At 71.2% G+C, this 729-nt stretch carries 2 protein-coding genes; one reads left to right on the plus strand and one right to left on the minus strand.

The genetic code is table 11. The features are described from left to right. Window positions 1–345 (plus strand): hypothetical protein (locus tag LPA54_RS33940; protein WP_228984536.1); only part of this gene is annotated, 345 nt, incomplete at its 5' end. On the opposite strand, the gene LPA54_RS33945 is transcribed toward LPA54_RS33940, so the two are convergent. Then, window positions 307–654, minus strand: coding sequence for a hypothetical protein (locus tag LPA54_RS33945; RefSeq protein ID WP_228915987.1), 348 nt, complete (start codon window positions 652–654; stop codon window positions 307–309). The two genes, LPA54_RS33940 and LPA54_RS33945, sit on opposite strands and share 39 nt — an antisense overlap. Window positions 655–729 lie beyond the last annotated feature (75 nt).

Raw genomic sequence — 729 nt, forward strand, 5'->3', positions numbered from 1 at the left:
GGGGAGACACTCGCCGAGGTGCGGCTGCTGGCCGCATCGCTGGCGAAGAAAGAGCAGCGGGTCCTCGAGCTCGAGGCGCGGGAGCGTGAGCTGCTGCTGCCGGCGGCGGTGCTCTCGCTGGTGCAGCCCGGGCGGGACGTGTGGGAATCATGGACCGCCGCGCCCGTGCGGGCCCGGCGGATGGTCGCCCAGCTGATCCTCGGCCCGGGCTACCTGGGCCGGCCGTACGTGGTCCCCAGCCCGCGCGGTGGTGGACGCAATCAGCCACCTGCCGCCGAGCGGATCCAGTGGCGGCACGACGTCCCCTCAGCGCCGGGAGGACCTGACACGCCTGGTGCGGGCTGACTCCCGCCCGGGTGCCGGGCGGCCGGGGCGTCCGGCACCCGGCTTGGTGTGGGGTTGCGTGGCGATCAGGCGCAGGTGACCCCTGACCAGCACCTCGGCCGCCGCGACCGCAGCGGTATCGGGCGGCTGCCCGTTGTCCGCGTGGCGAATCGATTCAACGCCGGCCAGCACGGACGCCACCGCTGTATCGATTCTGCGCTGCTGGTCGGCCCGCCGCTCCATGACCCACACCTTGACCAGCAGGATGGTGCAGATGGTGAGGAGCGAACCGCCCGCCAGGGCAGCGACGATCTGTCCGGCATTCGCCATACCTGAATCCCCCAGTCCGGTTGTGTGGCATATGCAGAGACCGAGGGACCACTGTCTGTAATGCGGGTGTCACTC

The sequence above is a fragment of the Streptomyces sp. DH12 genome (genome assembly GCF_020873895.1).
GTDB lineage: Bacteria > Actinomycetota > Actinomycetes > Streptomycetales > Streptomycetaceae > Streptomyces.

Excerpts from the sequence above, each read along its gene's own strand:
- LPA54_RS33945 (WP_228915987.1), bottom strand. The coding sequence starts at position 654 with ATGGCGAATGCCGGACAGATCGTCGCTGCCCTGGCGGGCGGTTCGCTC.